The sequence below is a fragment of the Methanobacterium bryantii genome, assembly GCF_002287175.1.
In the GTDB taxonomy this organism is placed as follows: Archaea; Methanobacteriota; Methanobacteria; order Methanobacteriales; family Methanobacteriaceae; genus Methanobacterium_D; species Methanobacterium_D bryantii.
Window position 1 is genome coordinate 445,041 of the sequence record NZ_LMVM01000012.1, and the last position, 23,065, is coordinate 468,105.

The window sequence follows — 23,065 nt, forward strand, 5'->3', positions numbered from 1 at the left end:
TGATAATAATCTGTTTGAAGTGACTAAAATAATCTATGTATATTGAGGAGCCAATAAATATAGTCGTTTTTATCACTTAAATAGATTAAAGGACTTGCAATATGGGGATAATAAAAAAATTAAAAAATAGTTAATTTTTAATATAAGATGGTTTTTCATCTTAAAGCTTCGCTTAAAAACTTAGCTGTTTCTCCAGGGTCTGCTTTTCCACGAGTAAGTCTCATGACTTGCCCTATTAAGAAATTCATTGCCCCTTTTTTGCCTTCATGATAATCAGATACTGCTTGAGGGTTTTCATCTATAGCTTGCTTTACAGCTTTTAAAACGCTTTCCTCATCACTTACACCAATTAAACCAAGCCCTTCCGCAATTTTAGCTGGTGAATCCTTGTTTTTAGGCATTTTTTCAATTATTTTCTTTGCAGCTTTTGGAGTTACTTTTTTATCATGTATAAGCTTCAGGAGTTCAACGATATTATCCGTTGTTATTCCGCTGTCAGCAAATCCCATTTTATTGTAGTTAAGAACCCTTTTAAGCTCATCCCTCATCCATAATGCTGCAAATAAAGGATCTATTTTCTTTGCAACTTCTTCATATGCATCTGCAAGTGCGAGTTCTGATGTAATGACCTTTGAATATTCTTCTGCTATTCCATATTCCTCAATAAATCGTTCTGATTTTATGTGAGGAGGCTCTGGCATGTTCTCTTTTATACATTCTACCTGTTCATCTTCCGCTACCATTGGGGGGAGATCTGGATCGGGTATGTACCTGTAATCGTCAGCCTCTTCTTTAAGACGCATTGGAACTGTGATCATTTGCGATTCAAGGAATGCTCTTGTTTCCTGTTTTATTTCCACTCCTCTTCTAAGGAGATTTTTCTGCCTTATTATTTCATATTTAAGGGCTTTGTATGCTCCCTTTATGGAGTTTATGTTCTTTATTTCAGCTCTCTTCCCGCCTTCGAGGGATATGTTAACATCAGCCCTCATTGTTCCTTCTCCACGGGCGCTGCCGCTGTATTCTAATACCCTTATTAGTTCACGAAGGAAAGTCCTTGCTTCTTCAGGAGAGGTCATATCTGGTTCTGTTACAATTTCTATTAATGAAATTCCAGATCTGTTAAAATCTACCACTCCTAAATCTGGTTTGTATTGACCTGGATCTTCTTCCAGGTGAACTTCACGAATTCGTATACCGTTCAGGTTACCTTCATACCCTATGGGGATTGATGTTCTCTGGTAACCAGATGAAAGATCTGGGTAATCATAATGCTTTCTCATGAAGTAAGTTTCATTTTCCGCTATCTTACATCCCAGCATTAAAGCTATCTTAATTGCACCGTTAACTGCGTCTTCATTTGGTGGATATGGCTTTGCACCAGGCTGGTTAAGACAGACAAAACAAATATTTGTGTTTGCCGGAGCATCCTGATAATTTGTACGGCAATCACAGAAAAGTTTAGAATCAGTTTCAAGCTGAACGTGAATTTCAAGTCCGCATTTCATCTTAATGGTAATTCCTCCTCAAATTCAATCGATGATTAGATTAGTGTTATTTTTTTAAAAATTAACAAAAATTTTATTCATTATTTGTTTTATTATTAGGACACTTATGAATATATCGTTATAGATATCTCTGTTGAAAAATATTAGATATGGATATATACAGTTCAATTTAATCTGTATTGATGGATATTTTAAAAGTGTTTAGCTAAGATAAAACTTGCCCAAGCACGGTGATATCAGATGTCTGGTTAATATTATATATGATTATTTAATGCATTTATTGACATAACGCTGGATAAAAGGCTCAAGCTCAGGATTTTTTGATTTGCTTTTTGTAAGTGCATCAATATCTGTAAAAGTACCAATTAGTTCTCTTCCAGCCCAGTAAACTTCTTTTTCAACCCTTTTTCCATAACGAGTCCCGAACATTTTAAATAATGGGAATTTAGTAAGTCCGTTTGCCCCGCTTAAAAGCAGAGGGCCCATGTTTGCAAGGTTATCTATCCATGTCCCTGTAATTATCTTGAGCTTTGGGAATTTTATTCTGGTTGCAGCCACTACTCCTGCATAATAAAGGGAAGCCGGTTGAGGTTCATTTTCATAAACAGTCTCTTTATGTGGATTTAATGAGTAAAATGTAACCCTATCAATCCCAACATTTTCTATCATGTCAAATAAATATTTTAAATCATCAGGAGTTTCTCCAAGGCCTAAAATAACAGTTATGGCCTTTTGAAACCCTAAGTCTCCTGCAAATTCAAGCATTTCAGTTATGTCTTCAAGTGACTTGCTGGGGCAGATTTTATCATGCAGTTCTGGATTTGCAACTTCTACAGCCCCTGTGATCCCTGCAATTTCTTCTCCATACTCTTCAAGGTCTTTTGTAATTCCAATATTTAGCCAGACAGGTTCTCCAGTTATTCTGTAGATTTCCCGTGAAATATTCCTTATTTCTTCAGTTGAATAAGAACCATATCCTCCTGATAAAAATTCAATTTTCATGCCCGTCCTTCTGCAGAGCTCAGCTTCTGCTAAAATCGAGTTTACATTTCGCCTGGCTTTTTGAGGTTCTTTAATTTTAGGTTTCTGTGATGACATGTAACAGAAAAGGCAGTCCCCTTTATCACACCACCATGAAAGGAAAATAGCCCGTTCAAGTGTTATTTTGTTCCCGTGCTCAGCAAGGGTAATTTTATTAGCTTCCTGCATGAGATCGAGGGTTTCGAAGTTTTTAATTTTGTTAATGAGATTCATAATTCACCTTGAGATGTGTTAGAATGAGTTTCTATATAATAGTTTTATAATGAATTTAGAAAATAAAACATTTAAAGTCTTTTTATTAGATCAATTTGAATTCTTTTATTAGTTTTTGTGTTTCTTTTATTTGTTATGAAATAAATAAAATATATATAACCCAGTAACAACAAAGTATATATGTTATAAGAGCCGAAGATGAAGTTATACTGTGAATTGGCATAGCCAAAACGTTTATATACTATGATGACTAACTTAGAAAATACGTCACAAATAGTGCTAAATTCTAATCTCTTGAAACTTTCAGTTTCAAGTTTAAATATCCAAAAATTTGTAACTCTTGCAAACGCTATCTTTATGTTTGCAAAAATCGTACGGCATTGCCGCCGTAGCTCAGTAGGTAGAGCGTTCGGCTGTTAACCGATTGGTCGCAGGTTCGAGTCCTGCCGGCGGCGCTCTGGGCCCATAGCTTAGCCAGGTAGAGCGCCCGGCTCATAACCGGGCGGCCATGGGTTCGAACCCCATTGGGCCCACTTTTCATAGGTAAAAATAAATTTTAAATAAATTTCATTCGATCATAAGCTCCGGTAGTGTAGTCCGGCCAATCATTTCGGCCTTTCGAGCCGAAGACTCGGGTTCGAATCCCGGCCGGAGCATTTCTTATAATCAAATCAACTTGTGCTGGCGGGGGTGCCCGAGCTGGCCAAAGGGGACAGGCTTAGGACCTGTTGGCGCAGGCCTACCAGGGTTCGAATCCCTGCTCCCGCATTGAAATATTCCCCAATAACTTTCATTCAAGTGCCGGGGTGGGGTAGGTGGTTATCCTTTGGGACTGTGGATCCCACGACTCGGGTTCGAATCTCGGCCCTGGCCTTACTCTAATATTTTATTTAGTTAAATTTTGAGAATTTTTATTCTATTTCTAATAAAGCTGTAATACTATTTTTTAAGCATTTAAAATACTACTTTATTGATAAATAGAAAATTATTATTTAATTTTGATTTGGGGATAATATGAACTTTAATCTACTTTTAAATTTGTTAAATTCAATTAATTTACCAAATCTTACATTCTATATTTTATTCAGTTTAATTTAATTTCATAGTTTTTAAATAACATTTAGAAAATTATTTATGCACTGTCATCCAAACCAAGTAACCATGCCGGGGTGGGGTAGGTGGTTATCCTTTGGGACTGTGGATCCCACGACTCGGGTTCGAATCTCGGCCCTGGCCTTACTTTAATCTTTTTTATCTATTAATTTCTGTATTGATAAGTAATACTGTGTGATATAAGTAACATTTTTATTTTAAGAACTAGGTTAACTAATATGATAATGACATAAGTGTGTAGATGAATATCATGCTGAAAATGGAAAGAACCTGTAATTCACTTAAATGCGATGTCATGTGCAACGGAGAATTAATAGGATATATGGAAGGAGTGAATCTTATACAATGGTTTTTAAAGAATAAATACAGTTATAAAGGATCTTTTTCAAAATTCATTACTTTTAATCCTGTTGATGATTATTCGGGTATGATAGTGGATATTGTTTTCACGGATAAAAATTTAATTGCTAAAAATGCGCGAATAGAGTGGATAAGAGCGCCTGGCAAGAACGGAACTTTCAAGGCTTCAAATATGGAATATTACGAAATTTAACATTAAATGTTATTTTGGGAGTTATTCTGGATTAAATTATTTTTTACCTAGTCTTGATCTAAACCGCATGATAGAATTATATATCCTTAGAATTAATGTATATTAGATTAAAATTTTCAAGTTTTAAAAGGGATTACAAGCGGGATAAAATGGCCAACGTTTTATCACAAAAATGGGCTATTTTATAGGATTTCTCACAATAGAATATTATGACTTACAGGGATATTGAAAATGATCCATGTGTAAAAGACTTCCTAAGAAGTAGAAGGCTAAGGGAAAGCACTAAAAAGGAATACTTAGGAAGACTTAAACAATACTGCTTATTTACAGGGAAAACCCCCACAGAATTAATCGATGAAGCAGAAATGGAACAGGACCAAGGAATTAAAAGCCGAAAAAGGAAAATAAAAGGCTACATCCTTGATTATATAGATGACTTTAAAAACAACAATAAAGCAGATACCACCACAAAAACTCATATCGAAACTATTTTTGGATTTTACAAGGCTTATGATATAGATACCCCTAGTTTAAGGAATTTATTCTCTAATAATCAGACTAATGCTACTTTTGAAGAATTGCCCGAATTAAAACACATTAAACAAGCAATCAAAGCATGCAACATTAGAGACCGTGCCATTATTTTACTCCATTTCAGCAGTGGAATGGGGGCCTCTGAAGTAAGACATCTCACATGTAAAGATTTTGTCAAAGCAATAGACGAATATCTTGATTTGGATAGCCTAGACAAAGAAAACATGTTTAAAGTTGCAGTTAACCTCAAAGATAAAAATGACTTAATCGGGACATGGAAAATTCGCAGATATAAAACCAACATGCCTTATATAACATTTAATTCTCCTGAAAGCACACATGCAATCATTGATTATATTTTTTATAGATATAAAATGAATAAACCTGTAAAAAACATTAATGATTATCTTTTTACAACTAAAGACAACGCTCATATCACTAAAGGAAACCATCAAAAGATATTCATGCGATTAAATGATAGAGTTGGCTTTGGACGTCGAGCAGAAAAAAGAAGATTCTTCACTTCTCATATGCTCCGTAAAATATTCACTACTTCTCTTTACAAAGCAGGAGTAGATAAACTAGCTATAGACTGGATGTTAGGGCATAAGATAAACCCAGTTACTGAAGCTTACTTTAAAACCAATGAAAAAGATTTGAAAAATAATTACATCAAAGTATTACATCATTTAACGCTAGAAAAAATTAAAGTTCAGCGAATAAAATCTGAAGAAGTCAAAGACATTGTAAGAGACCTTGATAAAAAAGATAAAGAAATAAAAATGCTTAGAGAAGAAAACGCAATGACTCAAAAAATAGTTAAAGATTTGATTGAGACTATGAAAATGAGAGAATAAATGTTGTATCCCATGTATATCGCAGTGTGTAACATCCTGTTAAACAAGCATTTAGCAGGGGGAATAGAAATAGCTAAAAAACAGCAAATCTTTGCAGTAAGAATAAAGTCAGATAAAGTAAAAAGAGACTTTAGTAAATTTGTTCAGGCAAAAAAGGAAGTAGATTACACTACTGGTGGAAAAGAGCTAGAAAATGCAATATATGAGTATATGGCAAAGGAAGGGTTTGACCTTGAAACTGGAAAATTTATAGATTTTGATGATGATGAGGAAGAAGAATTAATGTATAATCCCAAGCACACACACATCGATCCCAAACATGTTAAACATATCGATATTGCAGAAAAAAGAAAATCCAAAATTCAAGAAACTGGAGAAGAACCTGTAAATATAGAAAATGTTGAAGAAGAAGCTATAAGTGCATTAAACGTAAATACGGAACAAACAATGTTTTTAAAAGTTAAAGGCCCATCTAATGAGCAATTATACACTTATGCATTTTGTAAAGTGTTTAAAAACATGTCTGAAGTACATTATGAACAAATAGAACAACTATCAATTCCTTTCTTTAAGTCTAAGGATAATAGAGCAGTTAAAAATAAGCCCAATATCTTAATTGGAAATCAATGCATAATTAAAACAAATAAAAACAATTATAAGACTCTTCCTAGCGGAATGCAACAATACATAACTGAAAACAGTTATTTAGAGGAAATATTAAAAGAAAGGGTTAATATGGATTTTCTGGAAGCGCTTAAACCATGAAATCCAATATTATTTTTTAATTTTTTTATATTTAAATTTTTAGACATTACAAATTCTGTATATAACAAAATATTAAATAATCCTAATTTAATACACCTAATAAATTAGTAAACTACTTTAGGCTATTAATACAAAATAACCTATTTAATGACAGACGAAAAAGAGAAAAAAGTGCCGAACTACGTTGTTATTCAATGGACAGGGGATAAGCCCCCAAGAGTACAACCTCCAGAAGCATGGATTGAGCAGGAAGGAGTAAAAAAGTACGATACCATAAAGTACACTTTTGAAGTAGTTCTTAAGCATGAAGATTCGGAAGAATAAAGATGATAAGTACTGTAATTGGTATAGTAATAATATTTGTCGTAATTTATCTATTGGGGGAAATGTCGAATACTGTTACATCTTTTAAAACCAAATTTATGGTATCATTAGCTTTTATTTTAGGTTTAGGCAATATCATCGGCGATTTAGCCCTTTAAATTGATTATTTTTTATTATTTTTTTATATAATCCAAACTAAATTTAAAGAGATTATTTAAAATTAACTATTTTTAGAAATTATAAAGCATTAAAAGAGTCGGAATAAACGTTAAATTTTGTCAATACAAATGATATTATAAATGAACCATAACGATAAAAACGAAAAGGAATTTCACCTCCTTTTTCAACTATATTCTATTTTAAAACGTAAAAGGCACTAATGATTGGGATCATTTAAGATCCCGGTCACCCCCAACTATTTTTAAAAGATATGTAGATTATTTAATTTATTTATAAAAAAATAAGTTATCCTGAATGCTTATAAAAAAATAACTATCCAGGATGCAGTGGTATTTCAGGCAATATTATTATTAATTTTGGACTATTTATAAACTCATTTTTACACATAAACATCAAAATGTATATATGTTTTAGCTTTACTTTTCAAAAGCTCTAGCTCAAGAAGCTTATAAAATAATTTTAATAATTTGAGTAATGATTGATAAGAGTGGTTTTAGACTCAATAGAGTAATATCGCCAGAAACCAAATATATGCACCTCATCGAAGCAGTTCAAGAAGCAGAACTTAGATTTTTACTTGCAAGTTTGAAAGGTGAAACTTTTCATGTTTCTGGAAAAGGTCAATCTAAGATTTCAAGTAAAAGGTGGAAAGATAAGTAACTGTTTTCTATTTTTTTCAAAATTTAATAATAATTAATTATTTAACATTTTTCTATTTGATTTTTTACCATATCTTTATATATCTAGTTTAATAATCAAAAACCAAGAGAATAAGGAATAAAATAAGCATCCACGAAAAACAACCGAAAATGATGTCTATTATTTATAACGCAATTTAAAAAAGAGAGAACGGAGACTCATAAATGACAAACGAAAAGATTACTGATCTTTTTATAGCTAAACTCTTAGATAAATCGGAAATTGAATATATTCCTAATGATGGAATCGTTAAAGAAGTTAAAAATGCTCTAAAAACCGCGTCAAAAAATAAATTAGGGAATCATGGTTTTCCAGAATTCACTGCTAAATCTGAAGAATTTATACTTGTTATTGAAGATAAAGGAGATCTTGAAAAACAAGCAATATACGAAGATGAAGAAGAAAATATTTTATCTAAGGATCTAAATGCTGTGAAAAATTATGCTGAAAATGGCGCATTACATTATGCTCAACAAATTGTAGCTCAAACCAATTTTAAAAAAGTATTTGCCTTTGGTTGTAGTGGTGATGAAAAGCACCATAAAATAAGACCAATATATGTTGATGAAAATGGGTATAAAATTTTACCAGAAGTAGAGAACTTTGAAAACTTCACTAAAGAAAATATAAATGGATACTATAAGGAACAAGTTTTAGGCGAAACTCCAAAAGAAATACAAGAAAAAGAAGACATTATTAGCAACGCAAAAGACTTGCATGAACACTTAAGAAACTATGGGGCTTTAGGAGAAACCGAGAAAGCTTTAGTTGTATCAGCTATTTTATTAGCATTAGATGATAAAGATAATGAAAATTTATTAATTACTCTAACAGGGAGTACAACTAAAACTGATGGGGAAAAAATATTTGATGCTCTTGAAGTTCATTTGAAAAATGCAGAAGTAGAACCTGGAACTAAGACAGAGGTTATTCTAAACCAATTTAACATAATAAAAGATAGAAACAAATTAAATCAAGAACATCGGGACTTAGGTAAAACTCCCTTAAAATATTTCACAGAATATATAAAAGAAAATATATTCGATGCAGCTAAAGATCATTCATCTGAAGATATTTTAGGACAATTTTATGGAGAATTTATTCGATATAGTGGAGGGGATGGTCAATCATTAGGAGTTGTTCTAACACCTCCCCACATTACTGAGCTATTTTGCGATTTATTGGAAATTAAACCATCAGATGTTATTTTTGATCCATGTTGTGGGACAGGATCTTTTTTATTAGCTGGAATGCATAAAATGCTACAGAATGCAGAAACAAAGGACGATAGAAAACAGATTAAGAAGAAGCAGATACATGGTATTGAAGAAAGAGAAGATATGTTTTCCATTGCAACAACAAACATGATTTTACGTGGCGATGGTAAAAGTAACCTCATACTTGATGATTTTTTAAAAACAGATCCTGATGATTTACGTGAAAAAAGATTCACTGTTGGTTTATTAAATCCTCCTTATTCTCAAAGGAAAAATAAAGATACTGCCCATTTGTCAGAAATACATTTTGTAGATCATTTACTTGATTCATTATCAGAAAATGCAAGATGCGCAGTTATTGTCCCTCAATCAGCGATGATTGGTAAAAATATAGAAGATAAACAAGTTAAAGAAAATATTCTTAAAAACCATACATTGGAAGGCGTAATAACTTTAAATACTGATACATTTTATGGAATAGGCGTGCATCCATGTATTGCATTATTCACAGCCCATATTCCTCATCCTATAGAGAAATATTGCAAGTTTATTAACTTTAAAGATGATGGTTTTACTGTAAGCAAGCATGTAGGCCTTATAGAAACAGAACGTGCAAAAGAAAAGAAAAAACATTTATTAGATTGTTGGTTACATGATGCACCTGCTGAAACTAATTTTATGGTTAAAACACAAATAAAACACGACGATGAATGGTTACATTCTTTTTATTATTTTAATGATGAAATACCAACTCCTGAAGATTTTGATAATTCAATGACAGATTATCTGACATTTGAATTTAATATGATATTACAAGATAAAGACCATTTGTTTTTAGAAGAGGATGAAAATGATTAATAAAGATTTTCTGGATTTAATTTGGAAAGAATTTTATTTTGATCAAATTTTTGAAGTTGAAAATGGTTTTTATAATAAAAAACCAGAATGTTCTAATTCAGGAAGAATCCCTTTTTTAGGTGCAACATCAAGTGATAATGGAATAACAGGTTTTTCTTCTTTAGAAATAATAGAAAAAGCCTCAAAAAATGGGCATGGCAAAAATCATTCATTGGAAGAAAAGATTTTTGAAGGTAATTGTATAACTGTGACAAATAATGGAACATCAATGGGGTATGCATATTATCAAAAAAATGAATTTACATGTAGTCATGATATCAATCCACTTTATTTAAAAGATCATGAACTTAATAGATATATAGCATCGTTTTTAATTGTACTCATTGAAAAACAGAAAATTCGTTTTGAGTATAGTAGAAAGTGGCGACCTGAACGAATGAAGAAATCTAAAATTCTCATACCTGTAACGGATGAAGGTATTCCAGATTGGATTTTTATGGAATCATATATGAAAGAAAAAGAAAAATTTCTACTCAGGAAATATAAATCTTATTTAGAGGAGAAACTTAATCAAATTAATATAAATAAAGGCGAATGGGATGGAATTGATATTTCTTCCAAAAAATGGAGTGAATTTTTTATTTCTGATATTGGAGAAATCGATTCTGGAAAAGATATTTATGCAACTGAAAGACTTAAAGGCGATATTCCTTATATAACAGCAAAATCTAAAGATAATGGTGTTGGTCATTTTATAAGAAATGAAAATAACACTTTAGAATCAAATTGCATATCAGTTAATCGAAATGGATCAGTAGGTTATGCTTTTTATCATCCTTATAAAGCATTATATTCTAATGACTGTAGAAAAATACGATTAAACAGAAATAAACATATTTCACTTTTCATAGCTAATCAAATAACCTCTCAAAGAGGTAAATATGGTTATGGTTATAAGATGGGAACTGGAAGATTAAAAAGGCAAAAAATCATGCTTCCTATCGATGATAATAATAATCCGGATTGGGAGTTTATTGAATCTTATATGAAAAAGTTAGAATACGAAAAAATTAGTAAGTATTTAAATTATATCGAAAATAGGGTTAAATGATTATTTTCATTAACTATTTTTAGAAAGCGAATAAAATATCTTAAATTAAATTTTTACAACACAGTATAACTGATTCATTTAACTTAAAATTAAAATTAATTATTTAAGATTAAATCTAGTTGATTTAGTCAAATAAATGTTTTTATTATTCTTTAATAGAAAATAATAAAATAAACTAATAACTGATACAATTTCATAGTTAGAATAACCAAAAAAAATGAGGTTATAGTGATTTCTATGAAATTCGAAGTGTATGCAGATGATTTCTATTTAAGAAATGAATTTTTAGGCATAGGGTGTCTTTTTGTCCCAGTAGATAAAAAAGTTGAACTTGTCAATTCTCTTATTAACAAACGATGTTTGGGTAAAAGTGGCAATTATAAATGGAATTATGGGGACTGTTCTTTTAATGGTATGTGTAAGAAGCAATGGCACGATTTAAATAATTGTGAAATCCATTATCGAACTTTAGATAGTAGTTCTAGTCATCCTAAAAAAGAGATTTCTGGAAGATGGGTTGATTTTCTTATAAAAAATAATTTGGAAAATTTAGGGCTTGTTTATTTTAAAATTCTTTACATAAACCTTTCTAATTTAGATGAAAATTGCTTTGGAGATGAAAATGCTAGAGAAAATATGTATAATCGCTTTTTTAGGACTATTATAAAAGGCTCTAGGTTTTTCTTTGGTCCTGAACTTAAAGAAATTGTTAAAATATACCATCATAAAGGTGAAAATCATGAAATTCATTCTTATTTTCCATGGCATGTTGGTACTAGGCTTAATATAGATGAAGATGACTTTTTTGTTGTTGACGAAGAAATTAAATTTATTGAATCTGATCATAAGATTTATTTTGGATCTGATGACGATTTAAGTGATGAATCGAACATTATACAGTTTGTAGATTTGATAATTGGAGTTATGTCTAGAAATATTTTTGATGGTTTAAGTAATGATCCTACTAAAATTATTCTTGCTGAAAAAGTAAGGGATTTAACCCAACGCTTGTTAATTAGTCCTAAGAATCGTAACAGCAGGTATAATTACTATAGAAAGCAGGATATAAGTTTCTATCCCAAGAATAAGCTTGAAATACAACCTCTTTTTGAATATTTAGACAATGAAAAAGGAGAAGATAATTTTTATAGAGTTCAAAAATTAGCAAGAATTCCTCGTATTGATACTAACAATGGTCCTTTAGATATATGGCTTAAATGAAATATTGCATTATTAATATAACTGGTGAATTTGCATAATATTAACAAGAAGAAAATAAAAATAACTTAAACTATATTTTGACTAAAAAAATATTTAATTAAGATCTATTGAAGCATTATAAAGCATTTATTTTACAAATAAAAGAAGTAAAATTAAATCTTGAGTAGCAAAGATGAGTGACCTTTTATAGAATCCCTTAGCTGGATCTAGAATTTGGTCTTAAAGAATAGGCCCTAGCGGGAGATTAGACCTTTAGAGAAATAGAAGTGATTAGTTCCTTGGGAGAGCTTTGCAGTATTTCAACCCTGATAAAAAAGACGGTAGTTCTAATGAATGTGCCATAAGAGAATCCAATTAAAGGCACCAATCAAATGATTTCATTAAAAGAGACCGTTAATGAATTCTATTGATAGCTTCTTCTTTATGAAATCACAATAGGGGCATGAGAGTTACTGTTAATGTTCTTTTTAAGGGGGAGTGGCCATTTTGCGGATTTTTTCAAATCTTTTTTCAGTTTCATCAATTAGTGTATTGATTTTATCAATATCTTCATTAATTTTTTTAATTGTATCTTTTTCCCGTTTAATGAATTCTAAGATTTTATCTTGTCTTTTCTCATCTTTAAGACCTGCTTTTTTTGATTCATTTGTCCAATAATTTAATAAATTATTTAATATATTTAAATATTGTTTTTCTGTTTCTTTTAGGGTATAAAGATTAGTGATAATGCTCTCCAGAGTTTTTATATACTTTTTTTCTTCATTATTCTCCCCTTCATTTACCATATTTAAGATATGCGTTAATATTTATAAATAAGCTAGTAGTCAATAGCTTAAACGTCTTAATCATTCAGAAAAATTTCATGAATTTGATTGTAAAAATACCACAAAAATTAAACGAATTCAATAAAAGAGATCATTAATGAATTCTATTGTTGGCTTCTTTTTTATGAAATCAAATCAAATGAGTTCTTTAACGATTCCAGGGATCTGGAAATATTTTAGGAAATTTTGCAGGTTTAAAATAAAAAAGAAAAAAAATAGTAGTTTTGATTGGATATTAGTCTTTTTCGGTGAGTATTTTAATAGATGTGAATATTAGTAACGCGCCTAATATGATTTTTAATAGTTGTGATGGGGCGTATATGACTAAGAATGCACCTATTGAAGCACCGATTATAGAAGCTATACCCATTGGCAGGACTAAAGAGCTGAGTTCGGACCTGTTAGTATACATTTTATTTTTGGTATGTCTTGTAATTCCAACAAGCATTGTAGGTAAACTGATGATTAGACTCATTGTTCCAGCTAATTTAACATCTATTCCGAAGAGTAGAATTAATATTGGAATTATAATTTCTCCACCAGCAACCCCTAAGAGACTACTGATGATTCCGATAAGTACTCCACAGAATACAGCTACAATTAGCTCTATATATAAGCTGCCGAACATTATTCCCATTGAGCCGAAGGTGATAAAGCTTTCACTAATAAGGAGTAATCCCATGATTAAAAGCAATACTAACAGTACTTTTTTAAACAAAGTATCGGATATTTTAGTTAACATTCCTATTCCAAAGTAAGCACCTGTAGTAGAGCCTACAATGATTGCAATCATTAACAGTACTTGAGGTACGATAATAGAGATATCGAAATTATTCATTCTAAAATATATTGCCGATACAACTGTGATTAAACTTATTAGCATATTTAGTGCCACTGCTTTTTTAGCAGGTTTACTAAATGTTTTTAACAGGAAAGGAAGCCTAAATTCAGCTCCACCTAAACCTATTAATCCACCTAAACAGCCGATAGGTCCACCTATAGCAAATGCTAAAAGAGACGTTTTTTTATCTTTCATTTTCATAACCTATAGAAAAAATTAATTTACTTTTCTGAATTTATACGACATGCAATATATACCTTAAAGAGACCACAAATGAATTCTATTAATGGCTTCTTTTTTACGAAATCAAACCAAATGGGCTCTTTAAAGGGCTAGGGGCGCGTGTATGGAATTATAAAAATACCACAAAATAAAAAATTTTGTGAAAAACAGGCATTACTTATTCTTTTTAGTAAGCTGCGAACTTTAAACCAGTAAACTGGCGTCATACGCGTATATTACGAAGACAACTTCCCTTCGAGGAGCCTGATTATCGTAATATACAGGCATATGACGAAGTTCGCATATCTAAAACCATCCCTCACACCCCCACCCACCTCCGATAAGGGGCTTCGCCCCAGAATGCCCCAAGTTTAAGGAAGAAGATAGAAATCAAATTGCTTCTGTAGCTGTAGCCCCTAGCAGAACCAAATACCTTGATTTAAATAGAAATAGTTTTATGTAGTTTAAATACTATGATTAATAATATTAATAAATAAGTGATTATATGGATCAACCCGATATCATTGATATATTGTTAATAGAAGATAATTCTGATGAAGTAGGTTTGATATCAAAAATAATCGATGTTAAAGAATGGAATGTTAATTTTAACATAGTTAATGATGGTATTGAAGCTATGAACTATCTACATAAAAAAGGTAAGTATTATGATTGTGTAAAACCGTCTTTAATTTTATTAGACTTGAATTTACCTAAGAAAAATGGTAGTGAAGTGCTTAAAGAGATTAAAACGGATGATATATTAAAATGTATTCCGGTAATCGTTTTAACTAGTTCTGATGATGATAATGATATAATTGAATCATATGGGCACCATGCAAATGCATATATAATAAAACCCCCTGATTTTGACATGTTTGAAAAATATATACTCATTTTTAAGGATTTCTGGTTTAACAGCGCAAAGTTACCTAAATAAGGGTTAATGTGACTATAATCACATAATAAACCGTTTAATTTAAATAATTAGAACTTAATAGAACAGTATAGCGTATTTTATAGATCATAGGATATGCCTCAGGTGTTAGACCACTCAAAAATAAAGCACCTACTGTTTAGGGACACTTTAAACTCACGATACCTTATAAAAAGTGTCCCTAAGCCAATGTTTAAAATTTAAATTCTCATTTTAAAAATTTAAGTTTGTTCCAGTACAGTAATTTGAATTGATTGTATGAAAAATGGTAGTACTATAGCCCCTTGCAGAATTTTGGAATTAATTTCAGGTGCAAACAAGTACTTGGAATGGGTTCAAGTAAAATTATTTTGAAATTAAACAGCAGGTGCCGAACAAGTACTGTGAAAAAGTTCAGTGTATTTAATTTTAAATTGGGATTGTTTAAAAAAATTATTGAATTGGTTCCTAATAGTTAGGAGTATGAATTTTGGAATGGATCAGTTGTGAAATTGAAGGGTTGAATAAAGTTAGTCAATTACACATATCCACTCATGGGTTCCGCCATATCGGGTGGGGGTTTTATAGTATATGATAAACTTTTGAATAATCAAGTTTAAAAGAAGCCCTGAGAATCCTTCTTTTGTAAAAATAATAATTCATTCATTAAATTGCTTATGTGAAGCATCAGAAACAGTTAAATAGAGAAGAACCCATTTAAATGAAAGTTATGTTTAATTTAGTAGAGTGTCCTGATAGTAAGAAATTTTTTAAGGAAAAATAAAAATTTAATTTAGAAAATAAAGGAAAATATCAATAAAAATTTAAAAATTTGTGAACGTATGGGGAATACTTGATTAAGCTATTAAAGAATAATCTATAAGTGTCTAAGTTAAAAGAAAAATAAAATTTATGTGCTGATAAAAGTAAAGTATTATGGAAGTTATTTTTAGATTTAAATAGATATAAAATAAAATATTTTTAAAGAACGTGAGAATTTTCTTTAAATTAAAAAAGAAGAACAGAGCGAAGTTTTTTAAAATTTGATGAAAGGTCTATTTTTTGAAATTATGATTTTCAGATGTAGTAATAATGAAAATAATAAAATCTCTAAAATCTCTTTTTTATCTCCGTTAGCAGTTAAACAGTAATATAAAAGTATAAGAAAAGTACTTTAAGGTTTAAATAAAAAAATAAGCTCATCTATAAAAATAAAAAAAGTGTGTTTTTCTAATAATTTCAAATTTATTGTTTATAAAAAATTTTAAATATTCTCTGAGAAGTCTCTTTTTATCTTCGTTAGCAGTTAAACAGTAATAAAGACGTATGAGAAAGATAATTAATGGTTTAATGAGAAAAAAGAGCCTATTCTATAAGAAAAAAATAGAGTTGATTCTTTAAAAAAACCATAATAAAAGATGTAGGAGGATAAGAATTTATTAATTTTACCACGGGACCTGACATATAATTAAGGTAGTTTTATTGTAATAACGTTTTATCTTTAAAAAAGGGTTAAATAGCAGGTACACAAGTATTTAAGACCAATTCAAGTAAGTTGATAAAAAAAATAAATTCAAGGTGTTTGATAGATAACTTATTCTTTAATAAAAAGGTAAGAAAGTCTTTTTTAAAAATTGCAATCTGTTTAATAAATATAAATGTTAATATATCCCCTAAGAGCTATTTTTTATCTCCGTTAGCAGTTAAACAGGAATATTTTTTTATGAAATCCAAATGAACCAATTAATAGAGTAAATAAATGATATTTACCTTTTAAAAAAGTTCCATCGGAACACACACCCCATCTTTATAAAAAAAGCTCATTAAGCATAATATTAACCCCTTACGGGGTTAATAATATTGCAAATGACCTTTAGAAAAATTATAAGATGGGGCGTAGGCTTATACCGATGAGAACTTAAATTTTTTTTTGTAAATATCGGATAATTAACGATTTCATTAATGAAGCCATAAACGAATTCTAAACAAAAAGGGTTCATTCTACGTAATGGGGCATAAACTTACCCAATGAGAACAAAGAAAGGATCAAACAAGTATATAAGCGTAACGGAGGACATAAAAAGAGTTAAATATATAAGTAAGAACTTACATAATATTAAACAGAGTAGGAATACTCTAAAAAGGTATAATTGGTGAAAACATGAACAAAAGAGATATAAAAGCCGAAAGACTTTTTAAAAATGGTGGAGTGAAAAAAATAGGTAAAGACAAGTACGAAGTACAGGGAAGCAGAAGAGTACACACAGTTAAAAAAATAGCGGGTTATTGGATCTGTCCTTGCGAAGACCATCAGTTTAGATTTGAAAAATGTTATCACATCAGAGCCTGCATACTTTACGAAATAGAAGAAAAACGCCGAACCAGTCACGGAAATTTCTTTAATAACAAATATAACACACTAAAACTAAAAAAAAGAGCCATAGAAGAACAAATAAACAAAATAATAAATCAGAATAAGGTCTATATGAAAGTAAACGGGTTCAAGGATGAGGAACTAAGGCAAAAACACCACAGACTAAACAATACGTTATCAGAAGTCGAAAAAGAGCTTAAAAAAATGAGTCCAGCACCCAGAACTGTAATAATAGGATAATTTTTTAGGGTATAATTGGTGCAACATGAACATTGCACCATCATTTATTATGAATTCTATTTTTATTTAAATTTTTTGTAAGGACAAATCAACACCCATGATCCCCCTGAATATTTAATCAAAAATAAACAGGAGGTGAAACGGTGAAGATTAAAATAATTCTACTTTTATGTATAATAGCAAGTTCTATAATTACAGTTGGGGCAATACAAGAAGTTTGGCACTCTGGAAACAGTGAAATAAAATCATTAAGCAGTGATGGAATTAACATATACGCTGCAACACCTGATAACTTAAAATGTTTAAATCCTGACGGATCTCAAAAATGGTCAAAAACTTATACAATTAATGATAATGGACAAGCCATAAAACTAAGTAAATACGCATTAATAGGAACAGATAACGATTTAAGAGCTTTAAATTTAAGTGATGGTTCTCAAAGATGGATAAACTATGAAACATTGGGAGTAAACCAAGTAATTAAATATGTTTTCGCAAAACAAGGGTATGTAATAGCTTCAAATGATAATAAAGCAATAGTTATTGATAGAGAAACAGGAGAAAACAAAACACAAGTAATAGAAGCTAATACATTATGTAAACCTTATTCAACACAAGGACTTTATTTAACAGGCACAAGCGAAGGAATACAAGCATATAAAAGTATTTTATTACCTGATTTATACATTAAAAATACTAAATTAGAATCTGGAAAGGTTACAGCAACAATAGAGAACAAAGGATTAAGCACAGCAAAAAACGTAGTAGTAAAATTCTTTTATAGAAAATCTGATGGATCTTTAAAAACACTTCATAGGAATTTAGGAGATATTCAAGAAGGACAATCAAGAGACACACCACTTTATGGAAATATAACTGCTGGTTATGTGAATGTAGACCCTTATTATACAATTAAAGAACTAAACGAAGATAATAACCAGAAATATTTTACATACAATCAACAAAATAATACAAACCCTGGAGATAACCAGTCAGAGAATACAACAACACCAGAGGAAGAATTTTGGCTTGAAGGATTTAATTATAAATCAAATGCAAATATACAGTATTCAGGAACAACCGATTTAATTGATTATACAATAACAAAGATATTAGTCAATTTTGAAGCAGGGAAAATGAAAACTAATTTTGATGATGTAAGGTTTGTATCAGGAAATCAAGTATTAAATTATACTTTAAAATCTAAAATAGACAGTGATAAAGCATATTTTGACGTAAAAGTACCAGTAATTAAAGGAAATTCAGGAACAAATATAACAATGTTTTCAGGAAATGCAAACGCAGTAAGCTTGTCAAATCCAGATAACACATACTTATTATATGATCACTTTGAAGGAACAGAATTAAACTCATCAAAATGGGAAATAACAGCAGGAACACCAACAATAAGCGATAGTATTCTAACATTATCAGGTACAAGTTCAAAAGGAATATGTTCTAAAAACACATTTAACGCACCAATATACCTTGAAGCAAAAAGTCACATGTCAGGAATCTATTCACAGATAGGAATAGGACCAGATAAAGATTTAAGCAGTAAATTAATAGCTATCTATGGAACAGTTCCAAGCTCAAGCGCAGTATTATACGTTGCTAATGGTTCAGGTTACAACATGATAGGTTATAATTCCTTAGGTGGAACAGAAAGCATACGGGGAATAGGATATTATAATCATATAGTAAAAGGTTATGAGAACGGAGAACTAATAAATGGACAGATAGAAGGATTTGACCCAAACGGACCTTATTACATAGAAATAACTGGAACTTATGCAACTCAATACGTAGATTACATCCTTGCAAGAAATTACATATACCCTGAGCCAACTTTGGGAAACTGGGGATCCTGGATTTCAAAAACTTAAAACTCTTTTTTTTTAAAATTTTTAATTTTTAACAGGTGCTAACAAGTATTTTTAGTTTATTCAGGTATTTTTACTTTAAAACTAATCAACAGGTACAAAACAAGTATTTTTAATTGATTTAAGGTAATTGATTTTAGATTTATTTTACTCCGTATGACCTGCGAATCTTGGAATTTGAGTTTTGTTAGGACAAAGTAACACCCTATCATCTTAGTACAGAATAAAACGTCTTTTAAAAAAACAGTTGGAGGTGATAAGTGTGCAAATTAAAAGACAAGGTTTGTTTATAGCCCTAGTTATCTGTTTAATAGCATCAATGGGTAGTGCTGCAGCTTTTACACAAGCTTGGAACAGCGGAACTGGACAGCCTAAATACATAACCTCAGACGGTGTCAACATGTACGCCGCAGAAGGAAATAATTTAGATTGTGTCTCTCCAACAGGTTCAAGCATATGGACTGTAGCTCATGCAGTAGCAGACAATGGTTCATGTTTAAAAGTTGGTAAATACGTCTTTTTAGGTGAAGGAAACAACGTATTAGCTTTAAACAAAGCTGACGGCTCAACTAAATGGACAGCAACTGATCCTTTAGGAAGTGGTCAGGCACCTAAGTACATATTAGTAAAAGGAGCTTACGTAATTGTTTCAAATGATAACAAAGTCGTTATACTCAACAGAGAAGACGGAACTAACGCAACACCAATAACAGACGCAGCTACAACTGCAAAACCAATGTTATTTGGTGGATTATACATAGGTGGAACTGCTTCAGGTGTACAAGCTTATAACGCTATTATGTTACCAGATGTCAGAGTTAAAGCAATCAACAAACAGGCTGACAAAACCACTGCAACCATTGAAAACATCGGTTTAACCAATGCAAACAGCTTATTAGTCAAATTTGTTGTAAGAAAAACTGACGGTACATACAGAACAATACACCTAAACGGAGGAACTGTAAACGCTGGATCAACTAAAGACGTGGTAATTAACGGAGCTTTCAGTAAAGGATACGTCATAGTAGACCCTTACTACAAAATGCCAGAACTGAACGAAGGAAACAACCAGAGATACTTTAGTTAAATAAAAATTTTAAATTCTCCCCTTTTTTTATTTTTTTGGGAATTTAAATAAACATTAAGGTGATATAAATGAAATTACCAATAGCTAAACCTTTATTAATAGCAATGGTCGCTATCATTGCAGTAATAGGGGTTGGTGCAGGAGTAATGTTAAGTACTAATCAAGCCCCTCAAGGCCCACAAATAGCCCAATCTGTACCCAGTCAAACACAAGATCAGTTAAATGATAGTGAAATGATGGATAATTTAAATAAAAGTTCCGATGAGCTAACAGAAGACCAAAAAGGATACCAAGGAACTGAAGACATTAGTAGTGAATATCAAGGACCTGAATTAACACAGGCATTAAATGTAATTAAAAAGCATCCAGCACACCCAACTAAACCAACCGTAAAACCACACAAACCACCAGCAAACAATAATAATAACAATAATGTAAACGATGACGATGATAACGGGAACGATAACAACCAGAATGATGATCAAAGCGATGACGATGATGAAACCGTAGACCCTGGAGATGAACAAATAGAAGAACCTTGGGATCCCCTTGAAGACCCAGGAGATAACCCAGACGCTGATGATTACGACGATGACGGAAGCGACAGCGGAGAAGACCAAGACACAACTGGCGGACTTTAAAAAATCTTTTTTTTCTTTTTTAAGGTGATACAATGAAAAAAATCACTATTCTTCTTTTTGTAGTATTTTTATGTAGTATAACTGGAGGCTATTTTTTAGGAAATAGCAGCCACGCTGGCATAAAAGAACAAAAAGTAATGAATGAAGCAGATAAACAAAACAGTTTCGATGAATTAAAAGATGTCAGAGCTTACGCAAAAACAGAAATAGACATCTATAATACACCATACGGAGATGAACTACTTTTACCAGATGAAGAAATCGAAGCAATGGCAAGCGAGTATAATGTATCAATTCAGGAAGTAAAGGATAATATAGACTATTATAATTGGCAATGGCACCAAGACCACCCAGTTATAGAAGGATACACAGAAGCAGAAATCAATAATTGTAAAGTATATTGTAATAATGAAGAAATAAGCACAATAGACCCTGAAATAGAGAATTTAGAAGGATTTAAAGGTTTATGTAGATTAGCCAACTGGATTAGAAAAAATTTTGATTATCAAAGAGGCTCTGCAACAACAGCCCAAGGCGTAATTAGTACAGGTAAAGGCGATTGTTGGGGTTTAACAGATTTATCAAAATTGATTTTACTCAATGAAGGATACAATTTAAAAGTTATACAATTACATACAAGCGAAGCAAGTAACCACAGAGCTTTAGAAGTAAAAATTGATTCAGAACATTGGATAAGATTTGACCCTTCATTAATAACAAAACATTATGGATGTAAACCCTTTTATCACAAAGTAGGAATTAAAACAGGAATATTAGAGGTTTATCAATGAAATCAGAGCTTATGACGCCCAAACAAATAAAAAGAATGGGAATAAAGCATGAGCAAGATTTAGTGAAATTGTTTAAAGATAATGATTTCTCAGCTTGCAGGCTTGTAGCCTCTGGAATTTCAAACCCCGATATATTTGCAGCAGACGGAGAACAAACATTAATTTTAGAAGTGAAAACAAGCCATACAAGTTTAATAAGAGTTAGAAGTAAGCAGGTTTATACATTAAGGACATTTGCACAGAGATTTAAGGCAAAAGCATACATAGCAGCTAAATTTTTAAATAGGTCAAATTGGCGATTTGTAGAACTTCAATATCTAAATGTGGGGATTAAAGGGTTTTCTTTAGATTATAACACTGCAGAATTAAAAGGAATAACTTTTAACGAGCTAATAAGTAATGAATCACAAACAAAATTGATCTAAAATGGAAAAAGAAGAGATTTTAGAAAGGATTTTTGAAAATATTAAAAATGGAAAAAATAGCTTAATTTGGAAAAAAAACACGTATGAGTATGCAGATTTAATAAAAGAAAAATATAGAGCAGTTTATATAAACGAAACAGACCCTATTAAGTCTAAAATGATTAAAATAATCAGAGAAGTTTCAAAAATAGAAAAAATTAAAAAAATTGAATCAGAAGAACAATTATCAAAAAAAACAAAAGACCAACTAAAAGCACTTTTACACAAAAGAAACCGTAAATACAAGTTAATTATTATTTTTAATCATTTCGAAAGGTTAACAAGAACATCAGCTCAGTATTGGATGAGTTTAACAGGAAACCCATATATAATAATGGTGGGTTCTACATTTGGAACTCATAAAAAAGAAGCTTATGGATTTTATAAAACTTTTAAACTCATAAATAAAGAAGAACAGGAAGAAAGCAGAGCAGAAATAAACATTTCAATACCATTCATTTTAATAATAGGAGTTTTAATTTTTCTTTGTTTATATAAACTAAGCTTAATTTCAAGTGATAAAGTAATGACAGCAGTTATAATGTCTATTTTGGTCACGAGAACAATTTTATATTTTGTAAAATAAAA

At 30.8% G+C, this 23,065-nt stretch carries 21 protein-coding genes and 6 tRNA genes; 23 read left to right on the forward strand and 4 right to left on the reverse strand.

Features of this window, described 5'->3' with window-relative positions; translation table 11 throughout:
* Positions 1-155 precede the first annotated feature (155 nt).
* Together gatB and ASJ80_RS07600 are read right to left on the reverse strand one after the other, a co-directional pair.
* Positions 156-1,508 carry an Asp-tRNA(Asn)/Glu-tRNA(Gln) amidotransferase subunit GatB gene (gene gatB, locus ASJ80_RS07595; protein WP_069584825.1) on the reverse strand — a complete coding sequence of 451 codons (1,353 nt, stop codon included), beginning with the start codon at positions 1,506-1,508 and terminating at the stop codon, positions 156-158.
* Positions 1,509-1,772: 264 nt separating this feature from the next.
* Positions 1,773-2,762 carry a radical SAM protein gene (locus tag ASJ80_RS07600; RefSeq protein WP_069584827.1) on the reverse strand — a complete coding sequence of 330 codons (990 nt, stop codon included), beginning with the start codon at positions 2,760-2,762 and terminating at the stop codon, positions 1,773-1,775.
* Between the two features lie 382 nt (positions 2,763-3,144).
* On the opposite strand from ASJ80_RS07600, the gene ASJ80_RS07605 reads away from it, so the two are divergent.
* From ASJ80_RS07605 to ASJ80_RS07665, 15 genes are all read left to right on the forward strand, one after another.
* Positions 3,145-3,217: transfer RNA gene (locus ASJ80_RS07605), tRNA-Asn, on the forward strand.
* Positions 3,218-3,221: 4 nt separating this feature from the next.
* Positions 3,222-3,295: transfer RNA gene (locus ASJ80_RS07610), tRNA-Ile, on the forward strand.
* Between the two features lie 48 nt (positions 3,296-3,343).
* Positions 3,344-3,418 (forward strand) — tRNA-Glu (locus tag ASJ80_RS07615).
* 28 nt (positions 3,419-3,446) lie between these two features.
* Positions 3,447-3,530, forward strand: a tRNA-Leu gene (locus tag ASJ80_RS07620).
* Positions 3,531-3,562: 32 nt separating this feature from the next.
* A tRNA-His gene (locus tag ASJ80_RS07625) sits at positions 3,563-3,635 on the forward strand.
* Between the two features lie 290 nt (positions 3,636-3,925).
* Positions 3,926-3,998: transfer RNA gene (locus ASJ80_RS07630), tRNA-His, on the forward strand.
* A gap of 127 nt (positions 3,999-4,125) precedes the next feature.
* A complete protein-coding gene (locus ASJ80_RS07635; protein WP_069585105.1) occupies positions 4,126-4,428 on the forward strand; it encodes a hypothetical protein in 303 nt (100 codons plus the stop codon).
* A 209-nt stretch (positions 4,429-4,637) separates the two neighbouring features.
* Positions 4,638-5,819, forward strand: a complete 1,182-nt coding sequence (locus tag ASJ80_RS07640; protein WP_069584829.1) for a tyrosine-type recombinase/integrase — start codon at positions 4,638-4,640, stop codon at positions 5,817-5,819.
* On the forward strand, positions 5,820-6,584 hold the full coding sequence (locus ASJ80_RS07645; RefSeq protein WP_069584831.1) for a hypothetical protein: 765 nt from the start codon (positions 5,820-5,822) through the stop codon (positions 6,582-6,584).
* A 171-nt stretch (positions 6,585-6,755) separates the two neighbouring features.
* The gene (locus tag ASJ80_RS17020; protein WP_176720303.1) at positions 6,756-6,908 is read left to right on the forward strand and encodes a hypothetical protein; all 153 of its coding nucleotides are present in this window, start codon (positions 6,756-6,758) and stop codon (positions 6,906-6,908) included.
* 2 nt (positions 6,909-6,910) lie between these two features.
* A complete protein-coding gene (locus tag ASJ80_RS17025; RefSeq protein WP_176720304.1) occupies positions 6,911-7,066 on the forward strand; it encodes a hypothetical protein in 156 nt (51 codons plus the stop codon).
* 496 nt (positions 7,067-7,562) lie between these two features.
* The gene (locus tag ASJ80_RS07650) at positions 7,563-7,748 is read left to right on the forward strand and encodes a hypothetical protein (RefSeq protein WP_069584833.1); all 186 of its coding nucleotides are present in this window, start codon (positions 7,563-7,565) and stop codon (positions 7,746-7,748) included.
* A 203-nt stretch (positions 7,749-7,951) separates the two neighbouring features.
* Positions 7,952-9,862, forward strand: a complete 1,911-nt coding sequence (locus ASJ80_RS07655; protein WP_069584835.1) for an HsdM family class I SAM-dependent methyltransferase — start codon at positions 7,952-7,954, stop codon at positions 9,860-9,862.
* Positions 9,855-10,973, forward strand: coding sequence for a restriction endonuclease subunit S (locus ASJ80_RS07660; RefSeq protein ID WP_176720305.1), 1,119 nt, complete (start codon positions 9,855-9,857; stop codon positions 10,971-10,973). Before ASJ80_RS07655 ends, ASJ80_RS07660 begins: the two co-directional genes overlap by 8 nt.
* A 237-nt stretch (positions 10,974-11,210) precedes the next feature.
* The gene (locus ASJ80_RS07665) at positions 11,211-12,194 is read left to right on the forward strand and encodes a hypothetical protein (RefSeq protein WP_069584839.1); all 984 of its coding nucleotides are present in this window, start codon (positions 11,211-11,213) and stop codon (positions 12,192-12,194) included.
* Positions 12,195-12,661: 467 nt separating this feature from the next.
* Here the strand turns inward: ASJ80_RS07665 and ASJ80_RS07670 are convergent, their stop codons facing one another.
* Both ASJ80_RS07670 and ASJ80_RS07675 read right to left on the reverse strand, forming a co-directional pair.
* Positions 12,662-12,979, reverse strand: coding sequence for a hypothetical protein (locus tag ASJ80_RS07670; protein ID WP_069584841.1), 318 nt, complete (start codon positions 12,977-12,979; stop codon positions 12,662-12,664).
* A 274-nt stretch (positions 12,980-13,253) separates the two neighbouring features.
* Positions 13,254-14,054, reverse strand: coding sequence for a sulfite exporter TauE/SafE family protein (locus ASJ80_RS07675; RefSeq protein WP_176720306.1), 801 nt, complete (start codon positions 14,052-14,054; stop codon positions 13,254-13,256).
* Positions 14,055-14,586: 532 nt separating this feature from the next.
* On the opposite strand from ASJ80_RS07675, the gene ASJ80_RS07680 reads away from it, so the two are divergent.
* From ASJ80_RS07680 to ASJ80_RS07715, 8 genes are all read left to right on the forward strand, one after another.
* The gene (locus ASJ80_RS07680; RefSeq protein WP_176720307.1) at positions 14,587-15,021 is read left to right on the forward strand and encodes a response regulator; all 435 of its coding nucleotides are present in this window, start codon (positions 14,587-14,589) and stop codon (positions 15,019-15,021) included.
* 2,137 nt (positions 15,022-17,158) lie between these two features.
* On the forward strand, positions 17,159-17,611 hold the full coding sequence (locus ASJ80_RS07685) for a hypothetical protein (RefSeq protein ID WP_069584848.1): 453 nt from the start codon (positions 17,159-17,161) through the stop codon (positions 17,609-17,611).
* Between the two features lie 143 nt (positions 17,612-17,754).
* Complete coding sequence (locus tag ASJ80_RS07690) at positions 17,755-19,497, forward strand: DUF2341 domain-containing protein (RefSeq protein ID WP_069584850.1); 1,743 nt, start codon at positions 17,755-17,757, stop codon at positions 19,495-19,497.
* Positions 19,498-19,756: 259 nt separating this feature from the next.
* Positions 19,757-20,581, forward strand: a complete 825-nt coding sequence (locus ASJ80_RS07695; protein WP_048080195.1) for an outer membrane protein assembly factor BamB family protein — start codon at positions 19,757-19,759, stop codon at positions 20,579-20,581.
* Positions 20,582-20,649: 68 nt separating this feature from the next.
* Entirely contained in the window at positions 20,650-21,222 is a 573-nt protein-coding gene (locus ASJ80_RS07700) for a hypothetical protein (RefSeq protein WP_069584853.1), read from the forward strand.
* A 32-nt stretch (positions 21,223-21,254) separates the two neighbouring features.
* On the forward strand, positions 21,255-22,013 hold the full coding sequence (locus tag ASJ80_RS07705) for a transglutaminase-like domain-containing protein (protein ID WP_069584855.1): 759 nt from the start codon (positions 21,255-21,257) through the stop codon (positions 22,011-22,013).
* A complete protein-coding gene (gene hjc, locus ASJ80_RS07710; RefSeq protein ID WP_069584857.1) occupies positions 22,010-22,438 on the forward strand; it encodes a Holliday junction resolvase Hjc in 429 nt (142 codons plus the stop codon). The genes ASJ80_RS07705 and hjc overlap by 4 nt, the downstream gene beginning before the upstream one ends.
* 1 nt (position 22,439) lies before the next feature.
* Positions 22,440-23,063 carry a hypothetical protein gene (locus ASJ80_RS07715; RefSeq protein WP_069584860.1) on the forward strand — a complete coding sequence of 208 codons (624 nt, stop codon included), beginning with the start codon at positions 22,440-22,442 and terminating at the stop codon, positions 23,061-23,063.
* Positions 23,064-23,065: the final 2 nt, after the last annotated feature.